We start from the raw sequence: 22,280 nt of genomic DNA on the forward strand, positions 1-22,280 counted from the left end.
TGTGCGATCGCGCAAGATCAGTAGTATGAAACGCCGCCCCTTTCTGCGCTACACCACGACCACGGCCCTGGCGGCTTCAGGCCTAGGCCGTGTTTCAGGCAGCCTTCTCGCCAGCCCGCCGCCGCTGGTCCTGCGCGCCTACCTGCCCAACGGCGGCCCCCTACCCACCTTTGAACTCAACCGCCTCTACTTTCTCGATTTAGACGACGAACCCATTCCCCATCCCGATCGCACCGTAGAGGACGGCATTCTCACCTCCCAACCGCCAGCCGTGCCTTTTGCGATCGCTCTTCAGCTCCCCGTCGAGGGCTTTGGTGATGTCACCCTCTACGCCGACAACCAGGGGCGCGGGTTCACGCCGAGCGATTTTCCGCTGGTGCTGAATGGGGCCTTTGCGCGCGATCGCATTCACCGGGTTACTGTCGCCTGCGATCGCTGGCAGCGACAGGGTTTTGGCATTCCTCAGCGGGTGCGCGATCGCCTCGATCGCGCCCAGGCCCACCTAACCCAGGCCGACCAGGCCCTCGATCTACAAACCCAAATTCCCCTGTGGAACAACACCCTAGTAAACGCTCTCTGGGCTGGAGAAGAAGCTGCCCTCAGCCGCGCCCGTCAGCGAATTGCCCGCACCCCACCGCGCCAGGGTTTTAAGCTGGGCTGCAATGCCTTTGGTCACCCTGGTCTGGGGGCGGAGTACGATCGCTACTTTGAGACTCTTTTCAACACTGCCACCGTACCCTTCTACTGGAAACCCTTTGAGCCTGAGCGCGGCCAACCCAACTACACCGAAGTCGATACCCAGGTGGCGTGGCTACGGCAGGCGGGCATTGCCTCCAAGGGTCATCCGCTGGTTTGGTTCCACGAGGTCAGCGTGCCCGACTGGGTGCGCCCCCTACCCTACGAGCACGTTAAAGCGGCCCTGCATCAGCGCATTGTAGAAATTACGCAGCGGTACGGTAGCCGAATCCCCACCTACGACGTGATCAATGAGGCCCATATTGTCCCCTGGGGCAACGAACTGGGCTACGACCAAGACCAGTTTCTCGACCTCACCCGCATGGCCTGCAATGCTGCCAAGGAAGGCTACCCCGCCGTGCAGCGCGTAGTCAACAGCTGCTGCCTGTGGGCGCGCAACGTGGCCATTTACGGCCCGCCCCAGCGCAGCCCTCTGCAATATCTCAAAGCCTGCCTCGCCGCCGACATCGACTTCGAGGTGATTGGCCTCCAGCTCTACTACCCCGACCAAGATATATTCGAGATCGATCGCATGCTCGATCGCTTCACCGCCCTGGGCAAACCCATCCACATCACCGAAATGAGCTGCTCATCGAACACCGGCATTGACGAAAACTCGCAGCTGGGCGATGCCCAGGGCCTATGGCACGCTCCCTGGAGCGAGGCCATTCAGGCCGACTGGGTGGAACAGATCTACACCCTGGCCTACAGCAAGCCCGCGATCGAGACCGTGGGCTGGTGGGATCTGTCAGACCAAACCGTGTTTTGGCCCTTTGGCGGCTTGTTGAACCGCCAAAACCAGCCCAAGGCCGCCTACTACCGCCTCCAGGGGTTGAAAAAAGCCTGGGGCATTTAGGGGAAATTGGCCTAGCGGGCGCTGCCAGCGGTAAGGCTGAATCGTTTGGCGCGATCGCTGGGCTCCTCAAAGTCAATTACCGGTCCCAGGGGCACAATCTGGTGCGGGTTCACACCGGGGTGGCTCATGTAGTAGTGGCGCTTGATGTGCTCCATATTGCAGGTGTTCTTAAAGGCGGGCTGCTGATACAGATCGCGCAGGTAGCCCCACAGGTTCGGGTAGTCAACAATGCGGCGCAGGTTGCACTTGAAGTGCACGTAGTAGACCGCATCAAATCGGTAGAGGGTGGTGAACATGCAGATGTCGGCTTCGGTGAGGCGATCGCCGCACAGGTAGCGCTGCTTGCCCAGCACCCCTTCCCAGTGGTCGAGAGCATCGAATAGGTCGGTCACCGCTTCTTCGTAAGCGCCCTGCTTGGTGGCAAACCCGGCCCGGTACACGCCATTGTTGATCGGCTGATAAATGGCGTCGATAGCGTCATCGATTTTGGTTTGGAGCGAGTCGGGATACAGATCAGCGTCGGTGGTGGCAACGTCATTCCACTCGGTGTCGAGCATGCGAATGATTTCGCGCGACTCATTGTTGACGATGGTTTCGGTCTGTTTATCCCACAGAATGGGCACCGTCACCCGACCCGAAATATCGGGCTTGGCCTTGGTGTAAAGCTCACGCAGATACTTTGCCCCATTTACCGTGTCAGGAATTGTGCCGGGGTAGTCGCTAAAGAACCAGCCGTCGTCGCCCATATAAGGATCCACCACCGACACCGAAATGGCATCGGTGAGACCCTTCAGCTCACGCATAATCAGCGTGCGGTTGGCCCAGGGGCAGGCTAGGGAGACATACAGATGGTAGCGACCTGCCTCGGGCTTAAAGTCGCTGCTGCCATCGGCCTTTGTCCAGTGGTGAAAGTCGGTTTCGGGCCGCACAAAGCGCCCCTGCTCATCTTCCTGGTCGCGCTTTTGCTGCCACTGGCCATTGACGAGTAAGCCCAGTCCCATGGGGTCTCCTTTGTCATTCTTTACATTTTTCTGTCTTTAGCCTAGCGTTTCGCACCCCAGCCGTCCTCTGGCCTCCGAAAGAATCCCCAGCGGAAGGCTGAGAACGGAGCGTTTAGGCCAAAGGCCAACGTTAGTCGTATCGGGGCAACGGGGAGCTTGGGCCATACTTAACCTCTAACTTGTAAGTGTTATTTACCCAACAGTCTTGTTGCGCCTTCCACTAAAATCTCGGCTTTGTCCAGCAAACTACCAAAAATAACGACCGTGGCGGCTGCAATGATCACGGTGCGCGAGATGGCCAGGTTATCTTTCGACAATTGCAAGAAACGCTCTTCCCATTTGTCGGTGCGCTCATCTAAACGCTGAATATCGGTGTCAAGTTTTTGCTCTAGGCGATCAACGCTGGCATCTAGTCTTTGCTCTAGACGCTCCAGGCGCTCAAGCACCTCGTTTTGAAAGTCTCTCGGTTCTGGCGTTGCAGTCATGGCAAAAGGCTTCGCCCGATACATGCTGCCTCAATCATAACGGCGATCGCCAGAGCACCCGAGCGATCGGCAGAGTGCATTCGCGCCAACGCCACGAATGCTCGACCTGGCAGTAGGGGTTCAGTTAGCTACTGCAAAGCATCGACGGTGGCTTCAATCTGCGATCGCGTTGGCAGCGGTTGGTCAAACCCATTGATGAGCGGGCTTGCCTCTAGGCGCTGCTGAGCGGTGGCCCGATCGAGCGGCTGCACCTGCTGCCGCAGGGCGTCAATATCCTGCTCGCCTGGGGAAACAAACAGCTGTTCCCCACTGGTCAAAACTACTTCCTCGCCGCCGTCAGCAAGCCGAAAGGCCACCTCGCCCTCCCAGGAGAAAATTTCGACCGGGGCGTTGGGGTCGTCGTCAATATTGACAAAAACGGTGGTGCCGCGAATACCGGCAATTCCGGCGGGGGTGACAATGTCGACGGGTTCTGGCAGGGTGCCCTCAACCCAGGTAATCATTTGCCCGGCACTGAGCTGGAGCTGGCTCGGTTGCAGGGTAAGGGCCGCATTGCCGCCGATGCGAAACCTGGCTCCGGTGACTAAGCCCACCTCGGCCAACGCCCGATCGGCGGTGCGAATTTGGTCGCCGTAGGCCATGGCCTGGTTTACTTGGGCGGGTTCAGGCTCGCCCTGGCCCAGGGTGACCGATACAGGGTTGGCAACAATGGCTTGAATAGTGGCGATCGCCGTAGACTGGCTCTCAGGAGCGATCGCCGATGCTTCTCCCTGGGGTTCAACAGTGGTTGCAGGGGGAGTGGCCTGCTCGCAGCCGCCGAGAGCAATACCGCCCGCTATCACCAGCGCCATAGCCAGCGATCGGCCCTGGGCGATGGTCTCTGCTCGCCCCCTGAGGGCCAACGCAATTTCCCTTGAAACAGGTCGCATAGTTATTAGGTTGGAGCTAAGGGGTCAAGTGCAAGTCCTATAGTTAGATTATTCAGTCTGAGAAACTGGTTTTCCGGTAAGGCTCTGAGTCAGCCGTGCCGTTATCCTGAACCCTGCCCCTACTGGAGATGAAACCCTGTGGAACTGGTGATTTGGCTATCGGTGGTGCTGGCGGTGCTGGGCTTTGGCATGGGGGTAATGGTGTGGGCCTACCGCCGTCCCCTGGGCAACAGCGCCCTTTTTCCGGCTCCGGTGGTGGAGTTGTCTACTCCTACTAGTGACGCAGCTAGAACTCAGTTCGAGGCGGGCTGCACCGCCTTTGCCCAGGGCCACTACCCGGCGGCCATTGACCAGTTTAGGGCGGTGATGGTGGCCGAACCTGACTGCGCCGAAGCCTTTCACAACGCCGGCTTGGCCTATGCCAACATGGGTACCGATGGACCGGCTGTGCAGGCCTTGCTCAAAGCCAGCGAGCTGTACGACCAGCAGGGCACCAAAGCCGGGCTCGATCTCGTCAAACAACAGCTCGAACAAATCGCCGGACGCCGGGGCCTCAACCCCAGCACCGCCGCCTAGGGGAGGCACCGATGGCTAAACAGCGCCTAGATGCCCTGCTGGTAGAACGCGGGCTTTGTGAATCGCGGCAGCAGGCCCAGCGGCTGATTCGGGCTGGGGAGGTGCAGGTCAACCACGCCGTGGTCGATAAACCGGGCACGGCCTTTGCCGAGGATGTGGAGCTGCTGGTGAAGGCGCGATCGCCCTACGTGTCGCGCGGTGGCGAAAAGCTGGCCAAAGCCCTGGCCGAATTTCCAATTAATCCCAAAGGACGCACCGCGCTGGATGGCGGAATTTCTACAGGGGGTTTTACCGACTGCCTGTTGCAGGCCGGGGCGGAACTGGTCTATGGCATTGATGTAGGCTACGGTCAGGTGGCCTGGGCGCTGCGCCAGGATCCCCGTGTGGTGCTGCGCGAGCGCACTAATCTGCGCCATCTCACTCCCGAGCAACTCTACGGCGAAACCGATCGCCGCCCTGATTTGGGGGTGATAGATGTGTCGTTTATTTCGCTGACCAAGGTACTGCCCGCCTTTTGGGCGCTGCTGGTGCCGCCGCGCGAGGTGGTGCTGCTAGTGAAGCCGCAGTTTGAGGTAGGGCGCGATCGCGTCGGCAAAAAGGGCGTTGTGCGCGACCCGGTCGATCAGGCCGATGCGATCGCCAGCGTGCTGGCTTCGGCCCATTCCCTCGGGTGGTCTTACCAGGGGCTTACCTGGTCGCCCCTGCTGGGGCCAGCGGGCAACATTGAGTACCTGCTGTGGCTGAGCCAAACTGAGGCAGAGCCGCCTGCCCCAGCGCCCGGTCTGAATGACTTAAAAGCTCTAGCCGTCAGCGCTCGCATTGCGTTGGAAGACTGATGGCCAACTTTGCGCTAGCTGCATAGAAAAGGCTGTGAGTCTCAGCGAGCAGTTGAGAGCCACAGCCTTCCCTGTCTGGGGCTAATGCAAAGCTCCTGTCACGAGGAGACAGGCCATTGCCCAAGTCATAGCGATCGCGCGACCGACAATCACGCTGTCCCATCGGTTTTGCAGGGCGCGAGGGTTATCGAGGGGGGTGCCCTGCTGCGTTGCCGCCTTCATGGCATCATTGACGGGTTTGGCCACCGTCAAGTACAGACCCAGCTGCACAAGCAGGCCAGCTAGGGCAGCGATCGCTAACCCACTAGAGAGGCTGCCTAAGGGGTTCATAGCCGCAACGGCAGCCGTTGACAGCACCGCCAAGGCACCAAAGGTAGGCATACGGGCATCGGCAACCCAGTGCAAATGGGCCATGACGTTTGCGATCGCACGCTCATCACTCGCGGCCAGAGCCGGTCGCCCTACCACCGCAAAAAATACATCGACGCCGTAAACCACCCCCGCTGACAAAACTGCCAGCACCAGTAACACATTAGCCAACATAGGATCCCTCCTTGAGGTCATTGAGTAGTGAAATTTCTCGGGGTTGCCAACCCAGGGTTGTTCTAGCCCTTGCTCCGCTCACCTGCTGGTCAAGGGCTAGGGCATCGGCAAAAGCGCCCATGGCCAAGCGTGCATCCTCGATTGGCCACGGCTGAATGCGTCCGAGAATCTCAGCGGCCTGGCTAGCGGCCTCAGCAATCTCTTGCAGCGTTAGCACCTGGCGGTCGGCGGCAATAAAAAGCGAACCTGCCGGAGCTTGCCCCAGGGCGGCTACATAGCAGCGCGCCAAATCATCCACATGTACCAGCGTCCAGCGGTTGTCGCCGGAGCCTACAAACTGGACAACTCCGTGTTGACGCCCAGCCCCCACCAGCATTGCCACAATGCCTCCGCCCTGGCCATAAACCAGCGCCGGACGGATAACGATCGTGCGAATGTGGCGATCGCGTGCTGCTAAGACCTTGGCCTCTAGCTCAGCCCGCCAGGCAATCAGCGGAGTGGGATTCAGCGGTGTCGTCTCATCGGCCAGGCGATCGCCTGTGTTGCCCAGCAGCCAGGTACCCGTCGTGTAAATAAACGGCTTACCCGTTCCCGCCAGGGCTTCGAGAAACGTGTCAACTGCCAATCTCTCGGCACTCGCCATCTGGTCATCGCCGGTTGATGCCGCATGGATCACCGCATCGACCTGGTGTGCCGCCTGGGCCAGGGTTTGGGGCTGGTGTAGATCTCCGACTAGGGTACGTACTCCCAGCGCTTCCAGCTTGTTCGCCGCCACGTTTGAGCGGGCTAAGCCGGTTACCCTGTATCCAGCCAGCTGTAGGGCCAGGGCGATTGCGCTGCCAATGTAGCCCGTCGCGCCCGTAACTAAAACATCCATAGCAAACTGCCTCCTTAATAATTAGTTGGTCAACCAACCAAAAATAGTCAAAAAAAGAGAACTCTCCTCCATCACACCTACGACTTGTCCAACTGGGTCATAAACATCTGCATTAAAACCTCGTAGGCACTGTCAAGATCAAACGCTGGATCGGCTAGCTTTTGCAGGGCTAGCCCGTCAAACGCAGCTAGCAAGACAGCCGCCGTGGCCTCTGGGTTAGCGATTGCATCGCCCGCAATTTGGCGCACTAGCCGAGCAATGCACTGCCTTCCGGTAGCCAGCATGATCTGCACAGCCTCGTGAAAGTTCGCATTGCGTAGCCCAAGGGCAAACAGCTCGCAGCGCAGCCGAAACCATTCGGGTTCGTTAGCCACCCGTAGCTTGGGCTCGGTGAAAGTTGTCTCTAGCAGCTGCTGTGCAGACAGCGTGTTGCACCAGTGCTCTACCTCTTTCACGTACCGTTCGCCAGCGGTGTAGAGCACCTCCTGCAAGAGCTGATCTTTGCTGTTGAAGTAGTAGTGAATAAGGCCGGGGGCTACCCCAGCTACCTGGGCAATCTCCTTCATAGTGGCCGCGTCATAGCCTTCCTCCGCCAGCAGTTTATAGGCCGCAGAAACAATCAGCGAGCGATTGTTGGCAGTAGATGACCCAGGCTTTCTCCCCACAGAACCTCCCTTTACAAGTATTGGTTGGTTGACCAATTAAATTCTAGCTGAGCCTATCCAATTTCTGCAAGCCTGGGGCATTACTTTCTGTTGAGACTTCTCGATTCGCCAACCGTCATGTCCTCCTATGGGGGCAAACGGCGTTCGTTCTGAGGCATTGGGGTGAGCAGGGAGGGTTGATTTGGTATGAGTAGTAGAGCAATGCGCGCGTAGCCGCACGAGTAGCGCTCGAGTCGGGCTCTTCGGATGTCTCCAAAATTTTGATCAGCACCTAGGAATTTGCCTTTGAGGTTGCGTTGGTCTGGCCCAGGCGGGAGTATGGTAGGGATTGCCGTAGTTGTCTCTGCAAAGCGGTTAACCATGCGTCTTAGGCCCAAGCGGCGGTCTCCCCAGCGCATTGTGGCGCGGGATGGTGGAATGCCAACGATTGTGCGGCTAGGGGAGGTGCGATCGCCCTGGGGCGACCTCTACCATCGGTTGCTGACACTGTCGTGGCCAGCGTTTGTACTAATGCTGGCGTTATCCTATTTGGTAATTAATGGGCTGTTTGCCCTGGCTTATCTCGCCCGCGACGGCGGCATTGCAAACGCCCGCCCCGGCTCCTTTTTAGATGCGCTGTTCTTTAGCGTGCAGACAATGGCCTCGATTGGTTACGGGGCTATGTACCCGCAGACCAACTACGCCAACTGGCTGGTAATTTTAGAAGCGTTTATCGGCCTGCTGCTGCTAGCGATGGCGACGGGGCTATGCTTCGCCCGATTTTCGCTGCCGCGATCGCGGGTTATCTTCAGCCGGTGCGCGGTGGTTGCCCCTACCGGCGGGGTGCCGACGCTGATGTTTCGGGCCGCCAACCAGCGCCGCAACCGCATTCTCGAAGCCCACCTGTGGGTGACCCTGGTGCGCGATGAAACCACCGCCGAGGGCGAGTTCTTCCGCCGCTTCTACGATTTACCCCTGGTCCGGGCTCAAACCCCGCTGTTTGCCCTTAGCTGGACGGCCATGCACGCTATCACCGCCGATAGCCCGCTCTACGGCGAAACCTCAGCCTCGCTGGCAGCGGTCGGCGGTGAGATCATCATCATCCTCACCGGCATGGATGAGACTCTGTCGCAGACCATCCACGCTCGCCACTCGTTCTTGGCTGAGGAAATTCTTTGGAACCACCGCTTTGTCGATATTTTGGGCCAAACCCCCGACGGGCGGCGATCGATCGATTACCGCAACTTTCACCAGGTGATGCCCCTGGGCGATCGCCCCTTAGGCCGCCTGGGCGACTGAATCGGCGGCAAACTGGCGATTCTCTTTCAGAGAGGCTCCGCCAACGCGATCGTGGGGCAACCCGTAGTCAATGTTTGGCCCGGCGGGCACGATGCCGCTGGGGTTTAGCTCGGGCAGGCCAGCGTAGTAGAGCTGCTTGACATGCTCGATGCTGCACCACTCGGCTACCCCCGGCTGCTGGTACAGGTCACGGCAGTAGGCCCACAGGTTGGGGTAATCTACTAAGCGCTTGAGGTTGGTCTTAAACAGCCCGTAGTAAGCCAAATCAAAGCGAAACAGGGTGGTGAACAGGCACCAGTCGGCCAGAGTAATCTGGTCGCCCACCAGGTAGCGCTGCTGGCTCAGCACCTCCTCCCAGTGGTCTAGCGCCTCGAATAGCTCCGTCACCGCGCCGTTGTAGGCTGCTTGGGAAGCCGCAAAGCCGGTGCGGTACACGCCGTTGTTGATGGGCTGGTAGATAGCATCCATCACCGCGTCAACCTGGGGCCGCCACGCTTCGGGGTAGAAGTCGCGATCGGGAAACTCTGCAAACGTGTTAAACGCTGAGTTCAGCATTTGAATGATCTGGCGCGACTCGTTGTTGACGATGGTTTGGGTTTGCGTATCCCACAGCACGGGCACCGTGACGCGCCCAGTGTAGTCGGCCCTGGCGCGGGTGTAGAGCTGCCACAGGTATTCGGCCCCGTAGAGGCGGTCGGGAATGCTGCCCAGGCGCTCTGAGAATTTCCAGCCCTGGTCGCTAATTACTGGATCCACAATAGAGAGACCGATCGCCCCTTGCAGTCCTTTCAGCGATCGCAGCAGCACCGTACGGTGCGCCCAAGGGCAGCCCAGCGACACGTACAGGTGGTAGCGCCCCGGCTCGGCCTTAAACCCGCTGGTTCCATCCGCCGTTACCCAGTTATGGAACAGGGTGGGCATGCGCTTAAACTGGCCTGATTCATCGCGCTCAGTCCATTCCGTCGTCCAGTTGCCGTCAATCAGTCTGCCAAGTGCCATGGGGAATGTCCTTTGAAGAGGGGAAGGTGAGGGAAACGGGGGACGGGATTTTGGATTGGCGATTTTGGACTTTGGAGGGGTGAACAATCCAAAATCTAAAATCCAGAATCAATCAAACCGATAGGCCGCCATGCTGAAGGCCCCATAGGTAAAGCCCGAGTGAATTTGCTGGCCGCTACCGCCTGCCCCAAGGGCCACAAACATGGGTAGCAGGTGCTCTTCGGTGGGATGGTTTTGGGCGGCGTAGGGGGCGTGCTGGCGATAGTCGAGCAGGGCGGTGATGTCGTTGGCGGTGACAGCCTCGGTCAGCCAGTCATCAAAAGCTACGGCCCAGGCGGGTTGTGGGGCATCGTAGTCACCGTCAAAGGCACCTAGGTTGTGGGTAGCCGCGCCGCTAGCGACAATCAGTACACCTTCATGCCGCAGGGGGGCCAGGGCTTTGCCAAGCTGGTAGTGGTGCAGCGGTGTTTCGTGGGGCTGAATGGAGAGCGGCACAACGGGAATAGTGCCCTTGGGGTCGGCCAAAGTTAGCGGTGTCCAAACGCCGTGGTCGAAGCCGCGATCGCGGCTGTTGCGGGCCTCAAACCCCGCCCGATTGAGCATCGCCACCACCCGTTCTGCCAGTTCAGGGCTGCCCGGTGCCGGATGGGTCAGCTCGTACAGCTGGTGAGGAAAGCCGCCAAAGTCGTACAGCGTTTTCGGCTGCGCGGCGGTGCTTACTGTGGGACGTGCCGTTAGCCAGTGGGCCGAAACCGCCAGAATCGCCTTGGGTGTGGGGATGGCATGGAGGAGCGATCGCAAAAAGTATTGGGTTGGCCCGGTGCGCAGCGGCAGGTCGGGTGCCCCGTGGGAAACAAACAGACTGGGTAGAGGAGACATAGTTTTTGTTCAGATAGTTTTAACTAGAACTATCTAAAATCAGAATAGCATCTCCGTGGGCGAGGCAACAAGCTGCTGACGCCGCCGTGGCAGCAGATGTGATGTTGAGACAGCTCGCGCAGCAGTGCTCGATCTATTGGTCTTCGCGCAAAAGCTGTTCGGCCAGCTGCTTTTTAACCAACAGACCCAGGGTTTGCATTGCCTGCTCCACTTTCTCCGACCAGGGCACCGCTGTATTGAGCCGAAAGCAGTTGCTGTAGCACTGGCTCGAGGCCGAAAACATGACGCCAGGGGCGATCGCAATTCCCATCTCCAGCGCCTCTTTATACAGCCGCATAGCGTTAAACCCCTCGGGCATTTCGAGCCACAGCACGTGGCCGCCCATGGGGCGCGTCACACAGGTTTCGGCGGGAAAATAGTCGCGAATGGCTTGCTGCATCCGCAGTATTTGTTCGTAGTAGGTGCGGCGCAATTGGCGCAGGTGGCGATCGTAGCCACCGTTGGCCAAAAAGGCTGCCACCGTCAGCTGGGGCGCGATCGCCGTATTTTGGTTGAGAATCGATTTCATGCGGGCAATTTCGCTGTGGTAGCGGCTGCCAGCGCACCAACCCACCCGCAGCCCCGGTGACAGCGTTTTGCTCACCGAAGCGCAGTAGAGCACCCGGTTTTCGGTATCAAAAGCTTTAATTGCCTTGGGGCGAGCCCCCTCAAAGTAGATGTCGCCATAGACATCGTCTTCGATCAGCGGCGTGTCGTACTGATTGAGCAGGTCTACCAGGCGCTTTTTCTTCCGGTCATCCATACAGCTGCCCAGGGGATTGCTAAAGTTTGACACCAGCAGCACAGCCTTGACCTCGCCGGTTTGCAGCGCGTCTTCCAGGTGCGGCAGGCTGATGCCGTCGCGGGGGTGGGTGGGCAGGGTGAGCGCCTTTAGGCCCAGACATTTCAGCGCTTCGAGCATGGCAAAGTAGGTGGGCGACTCGATCGCCACCGTGTCGCCGGGCTGGGTGAGCGCCTGCAGACAAAAATAAATGGCCTCATTGGCCCCGTTGGTAATCACCATCTGGTCGGGGTGTACCGAGCAGCCTGCATCGAGCATGCGCTTAGCCAACTCGGCCCGCAGTTCTGACACCCCCAGCGGTGTGCCGTAGGAGTGAGCCAGATAGGTATTGTCGCGCAGCACTTTGCCCATCAGCCGGTTGAGCTGCGCCAGTGGCAGCTGCTCTAGGGCGGGTAGCGCCGCCCCCAGCTGAATTAACCTCGGATCGCGCATCAGGCTAATCACCTCAAAGGCCAGCGAGATATCAATATCGGTAGCCTGGCGGGGGGGCGCGGTGGGCGCTGGCTCCTGGGGCAGCTGTAGGGTCGTTTGTTTGACGTAGTAGCCCGACTGGGGCCGCACCACTACCAGGCCTCGGTCTTCGAGCAGGCGGTAGGCTTCCATCACCGTAGACGTGCTGACCGAGAGCTGCGCTCGCAGCTTGCGCACCGAGGGCAGGCGATCGCCCGGCTTGAGCGTTCCGTCGGTAATGAGCTGCTGCAGGCGATCGGCCACCTGTTCGTAGAGAACCTGGTTGGGGGCGAGGGTGACGGGGGAGAGGGGCATAGGGGTGGGGGGATGGGCGGACGGATGAATTCAAGGTTCAAAGTTCAAAATTGGAGAATTCAAAATTTTGAACTTTGAACTCTGGAGCTTCGTTGGTTTTGGAGGAACAGTTTGACGAGAAGGCGACCAGAACAGTTGCGAGAAATCAAACTGTTACCAAGACAATTTACGCTAACTGCCTCTGTTCGGCTAGGGGCAGATCAACGAAACTTCAACTATGCCGAATCGATTCGTGCTGTTCCCCAGGCCTTTGCCGTTTTTAAGAGGACAGCTCCATGAAACCCAACAGCTTATATGCTCAGCTTGAGCTTATTCAAGAGCCGCTAGAACGCTCGGCTCAGTCTGACTATGCCATTGGCCGCGTTTGGGCTGGGGCAAAAGCGCGACTGTGTCCGTGGGCCAGCCGCCTGGTGGTTTACCTGTGTGGCTCCAACAGTTTGAGGGTGACGGTCAAGCGCATTGGTTACCGGTCGGTTCTAGGGGGCGATCGCGAGGGTCAAACCGTGTATGTGGTTTACGACCCGGTTACTCAGCAGCGCCATACCTTTAGCTCTGAACACGATCTGCGGGTGTGGGCCGACCAGCGCTACTACCAATAGCCCATAACCTCTGGGTTTGCAGTGACTACATAGATCTGTAAACTTTGCTTGACCCCGCGGGCTAGATGCTGAATTGACAGCGCCCATGAGTAGGCTAGATCTGAAAAATTTTCTCGGGTCTATTCTCTTCTCATTGCCTAGGACGCCACCATGCTAGAGCCGCTTCGGAGTGTATTGGGTTATTACTGGCCGAAATTAACCTGGAAACTGTATTTCTGGTTCATGAACCCTAAAAAGGTAACCCTGGCTCTGCTGGTGGTTGCTGTAGTGGCGATGGTGGCAAGTAAACCTAAGTATCGGCGGCGGATGGTCTCGGTTTGTCTAGCCCTGATGGCTGCCTACTGGTTTCTGCTCTCGCCGCTGTTTTCGGTACCTGCTACGGCTCTGTTGTCGAGCTTTGTGCCCGCCGATCCTGGCGAGTCTGCCGATGCTGTGGTGGTGCTGGCGCGCGCTGAACGTTTCCAGGGCGATCGCTACGGCAAGGCTCTAGATATGGTGGCTGCTGGGCGATCGTCCAACCTCTTAATCATGGGTCGCTCCCAGGGGGCCGACGTGCTGAGAGCGATTGATCAGCGCAACCTGTCGCCCAATATGGTCAGCGCCGTCTGTGTAAAAACCACTAAGCAAGAGGCTGAGTCGGCCGCTGCCGCTCTGGGGGCAAGGGGTTTGAAAAAAATTGTGCTGATTACCGACACCCCGCACATGCTGCGGGCCTGGCTCACGTTTCAGGGGCTGGGGTTTACGGTGATGCCCCACGTTGAGCCCCTGCCTGCCGATGTGAGCAACCGTGAGCGATCGCTGCTCGCTATTCGCGAGTACCTGGGCCTGGTTAGCTACGGGGTGCTGGGCCGGTTTCAGGGGCAGTCACCCAATACTCTGCCCGAGGTGGCCAAGGCCGTGGCCGACGATTTTCCTGCCGATCGCTGCTTTATGACCGCTGACCAAATTCGGCAGGCGTTTATGCTGAGTTAAGCGTTTTTATCGGGAGATCTGCTGCACTTATGCAAGCCGACGTTACCACCTGGTATCTCGAAATGCTCGACCCAGCGCAACTGCGGCCCAAACTGATCGAGCACCCCGACCTGGAGATTCGCCAGGCCACCTTACCCTGCCCAGAGTTCAGCCGCTTTCTCTACGCCAGCGTGGGCGGTCAGTGGTACTGGTGCGATCGCCTGGGCTGGAGCCGCGATCGCTGGCTCACCTATCTAATCTGCTCTCAGGTTGAAACCTGGGTGGCCTATATCGCGGGTACCCCAGCGGGTTACATCGAGCTAGAAAAACAGTCCAGTGGCAATGTAGAGATTACCTGCTTCGGGCTGCTGCCCCAGTTCATTGGTCAGGGCGTTGGCGGTCACTTGCTGACAGTGGGCGTGCAGTACGCCTGGAAGCTTGCCACCCGTCGCGTTTGGGTTCACACTTGTAGCCTCGACGGTCCCTTTGCCTACAAAAACTACGAGTCGCGCGGCTTCATCCTCTACGACACCACAATTAAGACAAAGGTATTGCCCGATCAACCGCCTGGCCCTTGGCCAGGCTACAACGCCTAGTATTGGTCTGCTGATGAACCACCCCGACTACTATCGCACCATGGCCCGCTACAACCAGTGGATGAACGACAAGCTCTATGCCTGCTGCGCCGAGCTACCCGACGCAGAGCGCAAGGCCGACCGGGGCGCTTTTTTTAAGTCTATCCACGCTACCTTGAACCATCTGCTGTATGGCGATCGCGCCTGGGTAGGTCGCCTCAGCGGTCAGCCCTACTACCGCCCCAACCTGGGTCAAGACCTCTACACCGATTTTGCCGAACTCCACCAGGCTCGCACCGAAATGGATGCCACGCTGATCGAGTGGGTCGCCACCTTTACCCCTGAGTGGCTGGCTCAGCCCTTTGCCTACACCAGCAACATCGACAAAACTAACCGCTTGCTGCCCACCTGGCTGCTAGTCACTCACCTGTTTAACCACCAGACCCATCACCGGGGGCAGGTCACCACCCTGCTGAGCCAGATGGGCATCGACCCCGGCATTACCGACCTACCCTGGCTGCCCTTAGAGAGCCACTAATCTCCATCAGTAGCGGTTGCTGGGGGTGGCTGACTGAGCTTACTGGAAGCAGAGCCCGATTGTTGGTCAAGCCTCAGCGCCTGGGCCAATGCGGATCGCGCCTGGGCTTTTTGCACCAGCGGGTCGAGTTGCTCAACCGATAGCCCGCTCAGCAGGCTCAGGTCTTGGCGAGTGAGACCCTTCAGCAGCATGTCTACGCACCAGGTGGCGCGGGTTTGCTCAAGGGCCAAAGGGGCACCCGTCGGCGAGGCAATATCGGCGGTTACTTCGGCCCACAGCTGCCGCACCCGCAGGGGCGTGATGGGCTGATCGTCTGGCCCCACAAACATAGCAGGCGAGCCATCGCTGCGGCTCTTCAGCCAGCGAGTCAGTGGGTTCTTGGTATAGGTGCCGTAGCGCCGACCCATAATCCACTGATTGAGGGGCACCTGACGGTGGTTTGGGCCGACCAGCAAAATGTGCTGACTGCTGTCGTAGAGGGCACTGGCACGGGTCAAAAGCGGCACCTCCGCTGCGGCCACCCCAGCCCCCCAGAGCACGTAAATCAGGGCATAGGTCTGGTTACCAGCTTTGCGAGCCGCCTGCATGACCTGGTGGACAATGGGTGCCGGAAGATCGATCCAGGTTTCAGTATTGGGGTGATTAGTGGTCAGGCCAGGTCGACTTAAATCAAGGCCATCTTCGGCTGGCTGGGGCCGCAGACCGAGTAACCAACTCACCACGCTGTCGATAAAAGCGGCTCGGTTCGGCCAGAGACCGGAGGTTTCTACAGCCGCATCAGCGATGTCGGGCGGGCCACTGGTTGTGCTATCGATCGCAGCGTAGCCGAGCAATAGTGCCATCACCAAACCTGCCACCTCTTCCGGGGGCAACCCAGGGGCAATCCCCTGGCCCAAAACCGACTCCAGATATTCGGCCACGCAGTCGCGAATAGTTTGCAGGCCACGCCCCATAGCCTGACTGTTGGCTGCCGAGAACTGCCCTGCCTCCCCAATGACCGCTCGCACCAGTTCTGAAAGCTGGTCCAGCGTCTCTAAACACTGAGTCAGGAAATGCCGCAGCGCCTGGTCAGTGGGAATTTGCCCAACGGGTTCTAGCTCCAAGCGGTAGCCAGGGCTGACCAGCACCTCCGCCTCCGTCATCACCGCTGCAAGCAAGCCATGCTTGCTACCAAACTGACGAAACAGGGTGACCTCGTTAACCCCAGCCAGATCGGCCACCTGACGCGTGGTAGTGGCCCCCACCCCCTGACTCGAAAAAAGCTGAAAGGCAGCATCCACAAGCCGCTGCCGGGCCGATTTGCGCTGATCTGCCATAGAAAAAAGAAAGCAACACTTGCATTTTACCAAACGGGTTGTTATGGTTGTGAATGTAAGCAACACTTGCAATCGACTCCGCCAGGAGATTGGCAAGGGCTTACCGCATCGTCTTGACCAGGTTTGGTTCTAGGGCGATGGTTCCAACCCTACCGCTGTAAAGGACTTGTATGACAACGACGTTAAACCCTACACCCCCGAAGCTGGGTCTCGCTAACCTTGACTGGACCCTGGTTGGCTTTTTGGGGGTCATTCACGGTGCGGCACTGCTGGCTCCCTGGTTCTTTTCGTGGTCAGCGCTGGGAGTCATGGTGGCCCTGCACTGGCTGTTTGGCAGCATTGGCATTTGCCTGGGCTACCACCGCTTGCTCACTCACCGCAGTTTTCAAGTGCCCCGCTGGCTGGAGTATGTTTTTGCCACCATCGGTGCGATGGCGCTCCAGGGCGGGCCTATTTTCTGGGTGGCGGGCCACCGGCAGCACCACCTCTACACTGAAGATGCCGAAAAAGACCCTTACGCCGCCAGTCGCGGGTTTTGGTGGAGCCACATGCTGTGGCTGGTCTACCGCAACCCGGCCACTTTTAACGGCCAAGTCTACCGCCGCTACGCCCCCGATATTGCCCGCGATCCTTACTATCGCTGGCTCGATCGCTACTTTCTGCTGCTGCAAGTGCCGATTGCGATCGCCCTCTTTGCTCTGGGCGGCTGGTCGTTCGTTATCTACGGCGTTTTCTTAAGAATCGTGGTGCTGTGGCACTCGACCTGGTTGATCAACTCAGCAACTCACATGTGGGGCAAGCGCCGCTTTCATATCGAAGATAACTCGGGTAACTTGTGGTGGACGGCGCTGCTGACCTACGGCGAAGGCTGGCATAACAATCACCACGCCTACCCCAACGTAGCCCCCGCAGGCTGGCGCTGGTGGGAAGTCGATGTCACCTGGTACGCCATTCTGCTGCTTGAGAAACTAGGTTTGGCCCGGCGCGTAGTGCGCCCCCCAACTGAGGCTGTGGCCCAAGAACGCTAGCATCGATTTTGGCAAAAAAAGTCTAGCCTCTCCCATAGATTAAGTTTGGCCCTGAATTTCACCCAACCGAGCGTGGGAAGATTTGGGGTCTACTTAAGTTTAAAGACTGCTCCCTATAGTTCCTTAAGAGTACCAAACAGCCTCAGGCAAGCTGGTTACACTATATTGACAGTGTAAATACACCACCTTGCCAACATTACAGAGCATGGATGTGTACTTCACACTCAATGGCATTACCTTTGTCTGGGATGCCGAGAAGGCCAGGATCAACTCGATTAATCATGATGGGGTGACTTTTCAGCAAGCTACAGAAGCTTTCTTTGACCCATTCCTCGTCGTCGTTGATGCCAGCCGCAACGATGAGGTGCGAGATGCCGTTATTGGTTTAGACAGACGGTGGAGCCTTTTATACGTTGTCTACATTGAGCGTGAAAACGACACCATTCGGCTGATTTCGGCTCGTAAAGCGACACGTAAGGAACGTGAATACTATGAAAGTTGATGCATTGAAACAGCGGCTCAACAGAGATCGGCCCATGACGACGATCACCATTCGAATGCCCGAAGATGTGATCGAAGATCTAAAGCGAGTTGCTCCGCTGCTTGGGTTCTCTGGGTATCAGCCCTTGGCCCGAGCCTATATTGGTCAAGGGCTAAGGGCTGATCTGGAGCGGTTAGAGGGAGATACGGTATCAGCCCTTGTGGCCAGTTTGAAACGTCATGGCGTGAGTGATGACATTCTCCAGGAAGCGCTAGGTGAAGTTATTCAGCACTAGCCTCGTCCATAGGGCCACTCAACATCAGCTCAACGTCAGCGTTCGGCGGATGGGTCGGGCGGATGAAAGCGTGGGTGAAGGCGATCGCGCACCAGTTCCCCTCCATGCAAATGCTGCTCCACAATCCTCGGTACATCCTCGGCGGTGACTTGGCAGTACCAGGTATTGCCCGGCATAACTTTGACTGTTGGCCCAGCGCTGCACTGGCCCATGCAGTCGCTCTCGGCAACTAGAATCGTTGGGCTTTGATGTTCTCGAAAGGCCGCCAGCACCGCCGCCGAACCACCGCGATCGCAGGAGCGATGGTGGCACACCTGCACCAGCCAGCGCTTTGGGCAAACAGCAGCAGAGGGCGTTGTCATGGAGCCTCAGGTGTCATCTGCTCTTAGCCTGCCACAGATGGCGGAGAACGCGGGATGTCGCGCAAAGTGAGGGTAAACCACTTGCCAGTCAGGGGTGAGGCGACAGCTACCGTCCGCAGGTAGCCAACAGCTCGTTTACCCAGAGGGCGTCGATCGCTCCCCGCAGCCGCTGCTGCTGCTGCTGTAGGTGCTGTTCGCCAAGGCAGGGCTGCAGGTGCGCTACTAGGCCGTCGGCCTCATCAATTAGCAGGTTTAGCAGCGGTTCTGCTTCGGCTTGCTGCAAAATTTCGCCCATGCGCTCGGCACCGGCCTCGTCGAGGCTGGGGCGCAGGGCCAGCTGGCAATATTCATACACCACAGAGCGGTAGGCCAGGGCGCTACCGAGCCATTCGTCAGAGGTTGACATGGGGTTTCTCCTACAGCCTTGGCCCAGGCGTTTAACGCAGCACAACACAGCAGCGACTGGTCGTAACGGCAGCCTACCAGCTACCCGCTTCAGCCCATGACGATGCCCAGGCCAAAGTAGGTTCCTTGAGGGTTAAGTGTACCCAGCTCAACAGCCGTGACGAGGTTGGCTGTGAAGTTTGTGCCCGGATCAACCGCTCTCTTTAAAGGGATGACGAAGCTTGCCCTAGGCGGCTACCAATGCCTGCACCAGGCTCTCAAACAGAGGCAGCCCGTCGACGCCGCCCAGCACTGCATCGGCGGCCCGCTCGGGGTGAGGCATGAGGCCCAGCACGTTGCCCTGACGGTTGCAAATCCCGGCAATGTTGCCCAACGAGCCATTGAGGTTGTGCTTGGCCTCTACCGCACCATCAGGGCCGCAGTAGCGAAACACGATTTGGTTGTTGGCCTCCAGCTCGGCCAGGGTAGCCTCGTCGGCGTAGTAGCAGCCCTCCCCGTGGGCGATGGGCAGCGTAATCACCTGATTCTGGGCATAATTTGCTGTCCACAGTAGGTTGGTGCGCTCAACTCTCAGGGGTACGCGATCGCAGATAAACCGCATATCCCGGTTGCGCATCAGCGCCCCTGGCAGCAGCCCTACCTCAGTCAAAATCTGGAACCCGTTGCAGATGCCCAGCACCGGCTTACCCCGGTTAGCGTGCTCGACCGTGGCCTGCATGGCCGGAGAAAACCGAGCGATCGCACCACAGCGCAAATAGTCGCCGTAGCTAAAGCCACCGGGTACCACCACCAGATCCAGGTCGCCGATGTCGCTGTCCTCGTGCCAGACCATCCGAGTGGGCTGGCCCAGAACATCGCGGGTGACGTAGGCCACATCGCGATCGCAGTTAGCTCCAGGGAAGACGATAATGCCGAATTTCATGGCAGTAAAGGGAGGGTAAAGGAGGTAGAGAGTTGGGAGATGGGGAGACAAGGAGATGGTAGGGACGAATTCAAAGTTCAAAATTTTGCACTTTGAATTTTGAACTCTACACTCCCCCTCCTCACGCCGTGGCTAGCGTTTGCAATTCAAACCGATAGTTCTCGATCACCGGGTTGGCCAAAAGCTGGTCGCACATGCGATCGAGCTGCTGGCTGGCGGCCGCTTCGGAGTCGGCCTCCAGGGTGAGTTCAATGTATTTGCCAATGCGAACTGGCCCCACGTTGCTGTAGCCCATATGGGCCAGCCCCGACTGCACCGCTGTACCTGCCGGGTCGAGAACCGAGGGGCGCAGGGTAACGTAAATACGGGCACTGTAGTGGGGCACGGCAGACTCCAAAAGCAGGGAAAATCGTAACAATCGACACCCCTCATCCTACCCTATCGGCCAGTTGATAAACTTGAGGCAGTACGAGTGAGACAGCATGGTACGACGCACCCGCAGCCAAGAAAAAGTTTTAGCCGTTTTAAAAGGGTTAAGTAAACCCATTTCAGCCCAAGATCTCTACGTGGAAATGCGGCAGGAGGGCAATACCACGGGCCTGGCTACGGTCTACCGGGCGCTCGATGCCCTCAAGCTAGAAGGGGCAGTACAAATGCGCACCCTGCCCTCAGGCGAGGCACTCTACAGCCTACCGCAGGAAGATCGCCATCACCTCACCTGTTTGCAGTGCGGCATTACTATCGCTATCGATGAGTGCCCCGTTCACAGCCTCGAAAAAGACCTGCACCAGGCCCATCAGTTCAAAATTTTCTACCACACGCTTGAATTTTTTGGCCTCTGCCCCCGCTGTCAGGGCAGCTTAGCGACCCCACAGTCTTCGGTTTCCCAAGGCTAGTCACATCACGGATGCTGTACGCTCGTGATGAATTGACTTCCGTAGCCATACAAAAAAGGGCCATAGAAGAAGGCATTGAGCAAATATCAAATACTACAAGGAGCATTTTGTGTTTGCGACTGTCAAGTATTTAGGTTGGCAATTTCGTTGGCAGCAGCCGATTAAATAGCTTTAATGTTGTTGTTTTAATCCGACGAATGCCACGGCGTATGAGGGTCGTGTTGTAAGTAATGACATTGTTTCGCCAGCCGCTCCAGGCCGTTTGGTCTAAGTATTTAAAGTATCTGTCGGCCTGAGGATGAGTGCAATTGTTTCCCCAGGGTTTGGGCCTACTCGTGTAGTGAATAATAGACGGATGATGAATCAAATCTTTGTATAAGCTTTCGTCATAAGGGCTATCCTGGTACGATTTGTAAGTATGAACAGCGTGCATTTGATTCCATCGAGGGTCGAGCTCACTCCACTGACCTGCCAGGATTATGTTGATAGCATCTTGATCTGGGAACGGAAGATCTGGATGTTGACCAATAAACTTAAGCACTTGGTTAGCGATACCTTGACGTCGCCATTCTTCAAGGTTAATGACTAAAACACCAGAATTTAAGTATTTTTGTTCTGGTGTTATTCCTCGATCTTCTAATTGTAGAGGGCTAAAGTATTTAGCTGCTGCAATGTATTCATGAACCGGGTCTTGAACTGCTAGCAAAGCCTGACCTTTTAAGTCTTGATCCCAAAGCTCGGCAAGATCTCCTTCAACGACTACGTCTGAATCTAAGTAAATTACCTTTTTGAACTGCGGAGGAATGATAGTAGGTAAGAGAAGCCTGTAGTAGGCAGAGATTGGGTGGTTGCTGGTCTGACACGTCAAAAGCGTTGTTTTGATTTGGTCCTTTGTAGGCTTAATCCAGCGTACATCGACACGGTTTGAGTTTAGGGTCTGCAGCAGCTTTTTCTTGTTCGTAGAGCTAATGCCACCATCTAAGATAAACAGAATTAATTGTCGTTGTGGATCTAGATTTTTAAACGTTGAAAATGCCGTAACGGCCAAAGACATGGAAAAGAAATTATCTGCCGCACAGGCGACTAAAACAGGTTCTTGAGTGGAAAAATTCATGGCGAATTTACCCTTAAATTTATTTGTTTATATGCGGTTATCTTCCAAGCACTATGCTGCTATTGCCTTCGTATCAGCAGCTTTTGCCCAGTCATTAAGAGTCGTGTAATTATTCTGTTTCGCAAATAAAAGTGGAATGTCCGCAAGTAGACGACCAAAATTAACGGCGCTTCAGCCGCGCTTTGCCTCTACTTAGTACCCTTTAAGCTAATGCGAATGACTTGAAAAGTGTGCTCATCCCATCAAAATATCGCGTCACTTTGTTAACCATATCCCTCGAAAGGAAGGTTCTGCAGCAAGCAGTATTGCGTTGGTGGCTAGCTTAGAACACAAACTGATAGTTAAAAAGCTTGATGCTGGAGCGCTACTATAGCGATGGCCATCGCGCTTAGGACATCGGCCTCTTCCAGTGGCAAAAACTGGGATAGTGCCATGGCTTGCGTATAGCCACCGCTTTAGGGGATACGAGTCATGTCCTAACCGTTCTGGCGATCGCTATATGTGCCCCAGTGCCCTAATAAAGCCGGCGCTTG

Annotated in this window: 27 protein-coding genes; 12 read left to right on the forward strand and 15 right to left on the reverse strand. The window is 57.4% G+C overall.

What is annotated here, in order from left to right:
* The first annotated feature begins 25 nt into the window (after positions 1 to 25).
* A complete protein-coding gene (locus IQ265_RS19610) occupies positions 26 to 1,591 on the forward strand; it encodes an endo-1,4-beta-xylanase (RefSeq protein WP_194056676.1) in 1,566 nt (521 codons plus the stop codon).
* An 11-nt stretch (positions 1,592 to 1,602) separates the two neighbouring features.
* Here IQ265_RS19610 and IQ265_RS19615 read toward each other — a convergent pair whose 3' ends face one another.
* From IQ265_RS19615 to IQ265_RS19625, 3 genes are all read right to left on the reverse strand, one after another.
* Positions 1,603 to 2,592, reverse strand: a complete 990-nt coding sequence (locus IQ265_RS19615; protein ID WP_228038171.1) for a glutathione S-transferase family protein — start codon at positions 2,590 to 2,592, stop codon at positions 1,603 to 1,605.
* A 188-nt stretch (positions 2,593 to 2,780) separates the two neighbouring features.
* Complete coding sequence (locus IQ265_RS19620; protein WP_194056678.1) at positions 2,781 to 3,077, reverse strand: hypothetical protein; 297 nt, start codon at positions 3,075 to 3,077, stop codon at positions 2,781 to 2,783.
* Between the two features lie 128 nt (positions 3,078 to 3,205).
* A complete protein-coding gene (locus tag IQ265_RS19625; protein ID WP_194056680.1) occupies positions 3,206 to 4,006 on the reverse strand; it encodes a FecR family protein in 801 nt (266 codons plus the stop codon).
* Positions 4,007 to 4,144: 138 nt separating this feature from the next.
* Here IQ265_RS19625 and IQ265_RS19630 point away from each other — a divergent pair, with 138 nt between their 5' ends.
* Together IQ265_RS19630 and IQ265_RS19635 are read left to right on the forward strand one after the other, a co-directional pair.
* Entirely contained in the window at positions 4,145 to 4,582 is a 438-nt protein-coding gene (locus IQ265_RS19630; protein WP_194056682.1) for a hypothetical protein, read from the forward strand.
* A gap of 11 nt (positions 4,583 to 4,593) precedes the next feature.
* On the forward strand, positions 4,594 to 5,418 hold the full coding sequence (locus IQ265_RS19635; protein ID WP_194056684.1) for a TlyA family RNA methyltransferase: 825 nt from the start codon (positions 4,594 to 4,596) through the stop codon (positions 5,416 to 5,418).
* Between the two features lie 81 nt (positions 5,419 to 5,499).
* Here the strand turns inward: IQ265_RS19635 and IQ265_RS19640 are convergent, their stop codons facing one another.
* The 3 genes from IQ265_RS19640 to IQ265_RS19650 form a co-directional block, all read right to left on the reverse strand.
* Positions 5,500 to 5,961, reverse strand: coding sequence for a DUF1772 domain-containing protein (locus IQ265_RS19640; protein WP_194056686.1), 462 nt, complete (start codon positions 5,959 to 5,961; stop codon positions 5,500 to 5,502).
* Positions 5,951 to 6,838 carry an NAD-dependent epimerase/dehydratase family protein gene (locus IQ265_RS19645; RefSeq protein WP_194056688.1) on the reverse strand — a complete coding sequence of 296 codons (888 nt, stop codon included), beginning with the start codon at positions 6,836 to 6,838 and terminating at the stop codon, positions 5,951 to 5,953. Before IQ265_RS19645 ends, IQ265_RS19640 begins: the two co-directional genes overlap by 11 nt.
* A gap of 77 nt (positions 6,839 to 6,915) precedes the next feature.
* On the reverse strand, positions 6,916 to 7,503 hold the full coding sequence (locus tag IQ265_RS19650) for a TetR/AcrR family transcriptional regulator (protein WP_194056690.1): 588 nt from the start codon (positions 7,501 to 7,503) through the stop codon (positions 6,916 to 6,918).
* 360 nt (positions 7,504 to 7,863) lie between these two features.
* On the opposite strand from IQ265_RS19650, the gene IQ265_RS19655 reads away from it, so the two are divergent.
* Positions 7,864 to 8,781, forward strand: a complete 918-nt coding sequence (locus tag IQ265_RS19655; RefSeq protein ID WP_194056692.1) for an ion channel — start codon at positions 7,864 to 7,866, stop codon at positions 8,779 to 8,781.
* Here IQ265_RS19655 and IQ265_RS19660 read toward each other — a convergent pair.
* From IQ265_RS19660 to IQ265_RS19670, 3 genes are all read right to left on the reverse strand, one after another.
* The gene (locus tag IQ265_RS19660) at positions 8,761 to 9,780 is read right to left on the reverse strand and encodes a glutathione S-transferase family protein (protein WP_194056694.1); all 1,020 of its coding nucleotides are present in this window, start codon (positions 9,778 to 9,780) and stop codon (positions 8,761 to 8,763) included. The genes IQ265_RS19655 and IQ265_RS19660 overlap by 21 nt on opposite strands.
* Before the next feature lie 108 nt (positions 9,781 to 9,888).
* Entirely contained in the window at positions 9,889 to 10,659 is a 771-nt protein-coding gene (locus tag IQ265_RS19665) for a class III extradiol ring-cleavage dioxygenase (RefSeq protein ID WP_194056696.1), read from the reverse strand.
* 133 nt (positions 10,660 to 10,792) lie between these two features.
* Positions 10,793 to 12,265, reverse strand: coding sequence for a PLP-dependent aminotransferase family protein (locus IQ265_RS19670; RefSeq protein ID WP_194056698.1), 1,473 nt, complete (start codon positions 12,263 to 12,265; stop codon positions 10,793 to 10,795).
* Between the two features lie 275 nt (positions 12,266 to 12,540).
* Here IQ265_RS19670 and IQ265_RS19675 point away from each other — a divergent pair, with 275 nt between their 5' ends.
* From IQ265_RS19675 to IQ265_RS19690, 4 genes are all read left to right on the forward strand, one after another.
* Entirely contained in the window at positions 12,541 to 12,864 is a 324-nt protein-coding gene (locus IQ265_RS19675) for a hypothetical protein (RefSeq protein WP_194056700.1), read from the forward strand.
* Between the two features lie 222 nt (positions 12,865 to 13,086).
* Positions 13,087 to 13,836 (forward strand): YdcF family protein, encoded by a 750-nt coding sequence (locus tag IQ265_RS19680; RefSeq protein ID WP_194056702.1) that lies wholly within the window; start codon positions 13,087 to 13,089, stop codon positions 13,834 to 13,836.
* A gap of 29 nt (positions 13,837 to 13,865) precedes the next feature.
* Positions 13,866 to 14,411: a GNAT family N-acetyltransferase gene (locus IQ265_RS19685; protein WP_194056704.1), complete on the forward strand. Its 546-nt coding sequence runs from the start codon at positions 13,866 to 13,868 to the stop codon at positions 14,409 to 14,411.
* A gap of 13 nt (positions 14,412 to 14,424) precedes the next feature.
* The gene (locus IQ265_RS19690; protein WP_194056706.1) at positions 14,425 to 14,928 is read left to right on the forward strand and encodes a DinB family protein; all 504 of its coding nucleotides are present in this window, start codon (positions 14,425 to 14,427) and stop codon (positions 14,926 to 14,928) included.
* Here IQ265_RS19690 and IQ265_RS19695 read toward each other — a convergent pair.
* The gene (locus IQ265_RS19695) at positions 14,925 to 16,244 is read right to left on the reverse strand and encodes a TetR/AcrR family transcriptional regulator (protein ID WP_194056708.1); all 1,320 of its coding nucleotides are present in this window, start codon (positions 16,242 to 16,244) and stop codon (positions 14,925 to 14,927) included. The two genes, IQ265_RS19690 and IQ265_RS19695, sit on opposite strands and share 4 nt — an antisense overlap.
* A gap of 170 nt (positions 16,245 to 16,414) precedes the next feature.
* Between IQ265_RS19695 and IQ265_RS19700 the strand changes: the two genes are divergently transcribed.
* The 3 genes from IQ265_RS19700 to IQ265_RS19710 all read left to right on the forward strand — a co-directional run bounded on the left by IQ265_RS19700 (position 16,415) and on the right by IQ265_RS19710 (position 18,048).
* Positions 16,415 to 17,272: a fatty acid desaturase gene (locus tag IQ265_RS19700; RefSeq protein ID WP_194056710.1), complete on the forward strand. Its 858-nt coding sequence runs from the start codon at positions 16,415 to 16,417 to the stop codon at positions 17,270 to 17,272.
* 205 nt (positions 17,273 to 17,477) lie between these two features.
* On the forward strand, positions 17,478 to 17,774 hold the full coding sequence (locus IQ265_RS19705; RefSeq protein ID WP_194056713.1) for a BrnT family toxin: 297 nt from the start codon (positions 17,478 to 17,480) through the stop codon (positions 17,772 to 17,774).
* On the forward strand, positions 17,764 to 18,048 hold the full coding sequence (locus IQ265_RS19710; protein WP_194056715.1) for a hypothetical protein: 285 nt from the start codon (positions 17,764 to 17,766) through the stop codon (positions 18,046 to 18,048). Before IQ265_RS19705 ends, IQ265_RS19710 begins: the two co-directional genes overlap by 11 nt.
* 35 nt (positions 18,049 to 18,083) lie before the next feature.
* Here IQ265_RS19710 and IQ265_RS19715 read toward each other — a convergent pair whose 3' ends face one another.
* The 4 genes from IQ265_RS19715 to purS form a co-directional block, all read right to left on the reverse strand.
* Positions 18,084 to 18,410, reverse strand: coding sequence for a (2Fe-2S) ferredoxin domain-containing protein (locus IQ265_RS19715; protein ID WP_194056717.1), 327 nt, complete (start codon positions 18,408 to 18,410; stop codon positions 18,084 to 18,086).
* Between the two features lie 106 nt (positions 18,411 to 18,516).
* Complete coding sequence (locus IQ265_RS19720; RefSeq protein WP_194056719.1) at positions 18,517 to 18,816, reverse strand: hypothetical protein; 300 nt, start codon at positions 18,814 to 18,816, stop codon at positions 18,517 to 18,519.
* Positions 18,817 to 19,041: 225 nt separating this feature from the next.
* A complete protein-coding gene (purQ, locus tag IQ265_RS19725) occupies positions 19,042 to 19,737 on the reverse strand; it encodes a phosphoribosylformylglycinamidine synthase subunit PurQ (protein ID WP_194056721.1) in 696 nt (231 codons plus the stop codon).
* A 121-nt stretch (positions 19,738 to 19,858) separates the two neighbouring features.
* Complete coding sequence (gene purS, locus IQ265_RS19730) at positions 19,859 to 20,155, reverse strand: phosphoribosylformylglycinamidine synthase subunit PurS (protein WP_228038175.1); 297 nt, start codon at positions 20,153 to 20,155, stop codon at positions 19,859 to 19,861.
* Positions 20,156 to 20,219: 64 nt separating this feature from the next.
* Between purS and IQ265_RS19735 the strand changes: the two genes are divergently transcribed.
* Positions 20,220 to 20,633, forward strand: a complete 414-nt coding sequence (locus tag IQ265_RS19735; RefSeq protein WP_194056723.1) for a Fur family transcriptional regulator — start codon at positions 20,220 to 20,222, stop codon at positions 20,631 to 20,633.
* Positions 20,634 to 20,763: 130 nt separating this feature from the next.
* Here IQ265_RS19735 and IQ265_RS19740 read toward each other — a convergent pair whose 3' ends face one another.
* A complete protein-coding gene (locus tag IQ265_RS19740; protein ID WP_194056725.1) occupies positions 20,764 to 21,747 on the reverse strand; it encodes a glycosyltransferase family 8 protein in 984 nt (327 codons plus the stop codon).
* Positions 21,748 to 22,280: the final 533 nt, after the last annotated feature.

It is taken from the genome of Nodosilinea sp. LEGE 06152 (assembly GCF_015207525.1).
In the GTDB taxonomy this organism is placed as follows: Bacteria; Cyanobacteriota; Cyanobacteriia; order Phormidesmidales; family Phormidesmidaceae; genus Nodosilinea.